This is a genomic window from Moorena sp. SIO3B2 (assembly GCF_010692525.1).
Lineage (GTDB): Bacteria > Cyanobacteriota > Cyanobacteriia > Cyanobacteriales > Coleofasciculaceae > Moorena > Moorena producens.
Genome location: NZ_JAAHHE010000423.1, coordinates 1 through 4,735 on the forward strand (window position 1 = coordinate 1; position 4,735 = coordinate 4,735).

General features: G+C 43.1%; 4 protein-coding genes. All 4 read right to left on the minus strand.

The window, feature by feature from the left end; genetic code table 11:
- Positions 1–481: 481 nt before the first annotated feature.
- Positions 482–2,437: a multicopper oxidase family protein gene (locus F6K38_RS35165; RefSeq protein WP_287359727.1), complete on the minus strand. Its 1,956-nt coding sequence runs from the start codon at positions 2,435–2,437 to the stop codon at positions 482–484.
- A gap of 602 nt (positions 2,438–3,039) precedes the next feature.
- Entirely contained in the window at positions 3,040–3,633 is a 594-nt protein-coding gene (locus tag F6K38_RS35170) for an NADPH-dependent FMN reductase (protein ID WP_287359728.1), read from the minus strand.
- 217 nt (positions 3,634–3,850) lie between these two features.
- Positions 3,851–4,246, minus strand: a complete 396-nt coding sequence (locus F6K38_RS35175) for a hypothetical protein (RefSeq protein WP_008187188.1) — start codon at positions 4,244–4,246, stop codon at positions 3,851–3,853.
- A 214-nt stretch (positions 4,247–4,460) separates the two neighbouring features.
- On the minus strand, positions 4,461–4,735 hold a 275-nt coding region (locus F6K38_RS35180), incomplete at its 5' end, for a hypothetical protein (RefSeq protein ID WP_287359730.1).

A 4,735-nucleotide genomic window follows, 5' to 3' on the forward strand; every position in this document is an offset into this window, starting at 1 on the left:
AAACACTTAGCTGCTCCATAAAATTGGTTCCTAAAAAAGATGATACATCAAAATTGGAAAGTTTCAAGTCAAGACTCATCCACAAAAAAATTCCCCGGCTTCTAGGCACCGGGTACATCTCACTGTCTTGATGGCAAGGGCGAGTGGGGGGAACCCCCGCATCAACGACTGCATTACTGAATCAACGAATTAATATCAGTAGGGTGGGCATCCTGCCTGCCCGAGGCAGGAAACGGGCAAAATGCCCATTCCATCAAGATCTCCTTCCACCTACCGGGCCAAACAGCTTTAATGAGATGCACCCTAGCCACCGGGAGTGTCAAATAATTGATCAGACATCGGATAAAAAGTACGAACCTGCCATGGCAGGTCCGTACAATGATATAACTTCTGGAGATCTCAAATAGCCTTAAGGGACAAATTAAGGGTTAAGAATCAGATTCGAGAAGTTAATATTCTTCTGGAACTATGGTATCGAAGGTTACTTTGAAAAAGGCAGAGGTATCAAAGGCTCATAATAGGCATTGGGATCTACCACTTGCAGATTCTGCATCATGCCCCGATCTTCGTGATTGAGGATATGGCAGTGATAGACAAATATACCAGCAATAAATGGATTTACGAAGGGAATACGGATTGTAGTTGTGCTATCTGGGGGTAAGTTAATTACATCCCGATATCCCTGGGTTTCTAAAGGACAAATATACTTAGTACCATCATCACTGCAGCTACCACCTTCTATCTTGTAGTTATTGTAGGTTCCCTCTGGCGGTCCGTCAGGGTATTGACTTTTGGTCAGACTAACCTTAGTAACTAAGAAATCAAGCTGGTGTATGTGGAAAACATGAGGAGCAGTAGTGGAGTTGACGATTTTCCATTCTTCGGTATCCCCCACGTGGGAAATTTTATCGATCCGGTTTCCACTGTATACTTTATGGTTTATACCAAACTTCCCTCCTCCTAGTGATTGAAATCTGAAGGTACGCTTCTTAGTAAGTGGATCGGTATAGGCATTACGTGGAGTTATGCAGTCTTTTTCCGGTGGTGGTCCGCCATCAAGTGTCGTCACAAATTGAGGTTCAGGCTTGCATTCCCCAAAACCAGCTAAAATATCAGGATCTGGCAGTATCCTGTCTACTTTATATGGTGCCTGGGTTTTGATGTAGTCATCTAAAGTTTGATCGTCATCTGAGCCACATATATAATCTCCTGCTTCATTCCGTAGAGAAAGTGGGTTGCTCTCATCATCTGTATAGCATACGGTAGCATCCGTTGTTACTCCAACAGTTGCTAACTTGTAGCTTTTTTTATTTCCATTGTTAACCCACTGTTGCTGCTTTGTGGTTAAGTGGGTGTCAAGGTCAGAAACTAGATTATATGTAGTATCTGTCTCACCCCCTACTACCAGAAGCTCTACTCGAGCAGCAGGTGGCAATAGAACTGAGTTAGTTGCTACTGGTTCCTTAACAACATCACCATCACGGGCCAAGATATAAAAATTTGCGTTGTCATTGGGTTCAGTAAATGAAGGGATTTTTGTGTCAGATGCGATAGTTTCTAGGGCAATATTCATATATCGATCTGCTCCTATATTGGCAATCCGCCAGAATTGAATCTCTCCAGGCTTAATCGTGATTTTTGGGTTGACTTGACCATTGAGAGGGAAACAATCCTCTAAGTTTTCTGGATCCAGAACATTATTAAAGTCCTTGAACATCATCACCTTCTGAGGTACAGACAAAACGTCGAATTCCTCGTCTTGGAACTGACGCCGATTAGAGTTGAGATACTTAATTCCTCCCTTAATCCCTTTTTTGAAGCGCTTAAGAATAGGGAAAAACTCCTCAGTTTCTTTAATCACAATTCCACCAGACAGACCACCTCGAACTTGATTATCGCTCATTGAGTGAGCGTGGGAATGATACCAAAATAGTCCAGACTGATGGATGTCTGGAATATTGACTCCCATCTTGTAATCAGCGATCGAACCATATGTAGAATTTGAAGGATTATCACCCGGATAATAACCACCAGGAAGAAAAGAATCTACAGGATATTCTGCGGTTGTAGGGGTAAATGGAATGGGAGGGGAAGGTGTTACGTTAGAGTGAACTTCCACCAACACATCATCAGAACCCAGTAAAGGTGACACGTTGAAGCCATGATAATGAATGTTGGTGTATTGAGATTGATTCTCTAAATTTTCTTTTGTTTGTGGTAGGTCCCCCGCCAATTGAACATTGACTGGTAAGTCATTTCTAAGGGTTAAATCAAGGCGAGTACCAGGAGATACCCATATAGTTGGTGGGGTATAGGTTGGCTCCAAGGTTTGTTCACCCAAGAGATTATGGTAAGTAGCCCCGTAGAGGTAACCATTGTATTCGTTTTGTTCGCTGTCGTTGTTTAGCGCCTCTCCCTCCAACGTGAAAGTGCCCAAAGTTGCACGTAAATTAACTGGACCTATATCCGCGTTTGCAAATGGTGGCTGTTGAAAATCTGGCGGAACATCTGTAAGTGAAAGTGTACATGCATTCACAAAAGGAACTTCGCTCTGAGCAACAGCTTCCCCTGTAAAGGTACTGACAGCCATAAACGTGCTCACTAAGAACACAATCAGTACCCTGCGTAGGAACTGAAATAAATGGTTCATAGAAAATTCATTACCGAAAGAATAGTTCACAAAAGTGAGTATGACAGCCTGTCAGTCTTGAAATCAAGTTTTTGTTATAAAAGTTTACATTAGCCTTCGTCGGGAATCGGGAGTCGGGAGTCGGGAATCGGGAATCGGGAATCGGGAGTCGGGAGTCGGGAATCGGAACCCACCCCTAACCCCTCCCAGGAGGGGAACGGGAGTCGGGAGTCGGGAATCGGGAGTCGGGAGTCGGGAGTCGGGAGTCGGGAATCGGGATATTTAGCCCAATCGCGCTAATACAACAAAAAAATGACCGCTGTGAGCTATTCTCTTCTCTTATCTTCTTTTATCTCTTCTTATCTTCCCACAATTCCCACAATCCCCGCCCCCCACACTTTCCTTCTTTTTTACGAAGAAACGTAGCGCTTTTGATTAACCATCGCCTCGGTATACCAAGCCAATTCATTCATGAAAGATTCCAGCCTGGCTTTAAATCTCAAGTCACACAAATTACCATTTTCATCAAATAATTCCTTCACCTTAGCAACAGGCAATTTATCTGGAATTGGTAACCCACCTAAAGCCAGGCAGACTAATCGTAACTGCGCCAAACAATCAAGTCCTCCAAATCTCCCAGAAGACACGGTACATATACCAATAGGTTTATACTTTAAAGCCTGGGGTTCCAGATAATCCAGGGCATTCTTTAATACTCCAGGATAGCCATTTTTGTATTCAGGAGTAACCAGTAATATCCCATCTGATTGACCCAGCTTGGCGCAAAACCGTAGGACATTATCAGGAGGATTTGAGCTATCCTGTAATCGCTCTTCTAACATGGGTAACTTATACTCACCCAGGTCAATCAGTTCAGTATCTATTCGGTCTTGCTCAATAAGTTCTCCTAAAATAAATTGCGCTACTTTGAGGCTTTCCCGACCAATGCGGCAACTCCCTAAAACAATAGGAATTTTTAGCTTGATTTTGCTTAATTCTTCCATTTTAAATTAGGGAGTATACTCCCATTATAACTATTCTAAGCTATCAGCTCTCAGCTCTCAGCTCTCAGCTATCAGCTCTCAGCTTATGGGCTATGGGCACGCTACTTGAAGTACTTTTGAATAAAACAAGTAAGCATTAGTTTAATCTCTGTTACGTCAGCTGACGGCTGACCGCTGACGGCTGACGGCTGACGGCTGACCGCTGACCGCTGACCAACTATTCATCTACTTTGTAGTAAAACTCGCGACTGAGAAAATTAGGGCGTTCGCCATTCTTAAACTTGAGAAAAGTAGCAATAATGCACAAACCTTTATTAGTATTAGATGCTAATAATGCTTCCACTCCATCAAGATTGTATTGGGCACTGAAGCCTGTTTGACCGAGATTGTCTACATAGGTTGTTACCTCAATTTTGCCCCAATATTCTGGGGAATTACCACCATAAGCATCGATAAACACCTGCTCGCCCTGCTGAGTTATGGTAAATTTTTTAATCCACTCGGTTTGTTGATTAGAATTGATCCATGTACCGAGTATGGTACTTAAGTCAATTTGAGCATTGCCCTCGGCTTGAGAATTCTGAGTTTCACCGTAAACTTCCTGGGATTTCATCCTATTCACATCTCCTAAGATTGTTTTTGTCTCTTGGTAAGCATTCAGCCGTCAGCTGTCAGCCGTCAGCTTATTTTATTCAAGAGCTGATAGCTGTGAGCTGAGAGCTGATAGCTGAGAGCTGATAGCTGAGAGCTGATAGCTGAGAGCTGATAGCTGAATGCTTACGTCTCTTGTTTTTGGGGTTGACACCAGAAGACTATTACGTTCTTTACTAAAAACGGTGGAAAAATTCACGACCAAAGTGCTTAGGACGACCGCTACCATCTAAGTAGCGAGTATAGGATTGAATCACGATTATACCTAGTTTGTGATTGGAGACAAGAAGACTTTCTATTCCATCGAGACTATAAAGGGCATGGAATCCTGCTGCTATCAGGGGTGATTTACCAGCTCCGTAGGGTATAGCTTCCGCTTCTCCCCAATCAATTAACCCCCCATCACTAGCTCCATAAGCATTGATGATTAAACTACCATTGCGATCGCTCA